The following is a 535-nucleotide window of genomic DNA, read 5'->3' as shown; positions in this document are numbered from 1 at the left end:
AATGACTGGTTGTTCTTTGACTAATAATGCGGATTCACAGAATGTATTTAATTTTGCGGATTCTGGTTATGTGGCATCTTTAGATGCATCAAAGGCTATTGATGAAACATCTACAAATGTGATTCAGGCATTTGGTGATGGTTTATATGCTTATAATGTTAAGAGTAAGCTTAAGCCAGCTATTGCGAAGAGTAAAGAAGTAAGTGAGGATGGCAAAACATATACTTTTGAAATCAGAAAGAACGTGAAGTGGTCTAATGGAGATCCAGTGACTGCAGAAGACTTTGTTTATGCATGGAAGAGAGCCTTATCTATGCGTTCTGAAGCATCTAAGTTATTAACTTCTTATGGTGCTGCGATTGCAGGTGCTGATGATATTTATAAAGGTTTAAAGCCTGTAGATACTTTAGGTGTTTATGTGAAGAATAAGAAATTAGTTGTACATCTTCAATATAAGACTACACGTTTTATGGATTTGGTGACTCAGCCAGTCTTCTTCCCATTAAATCAGAAGTTTGTAGAAGAACAGGGAGAT

1 protein-coding gene is annotated in these 535 nt (G+C 35.9%); it reads left to right on the top strand.

All coding sequences use genetic code 11. The annotated features are described in order from the left end of the window. A partial coding sequence (locus tag QVO42_RS06440; protein ID WP_288163974.1) for an ABC transporter substrate-binding protein occupies positions 1-535 on the top strand: 535 nt, incomplete at both ends.

This window comes from Catenibacterium sp. CAG:290 (assembly GCF_000437715.1).
GTDB classification, from domain to species: Bacteria; Bacillota_I; Bacilli_A; order Erysipelotrichales; family Coprobacillaceae; genus Catenibacterium; species Catenibacterium mitsuoka_A.
Note: the sequence above shows the minus strand (reverse complement) of the source record. Positions and strands in the feature narration are given on the sequence as shown.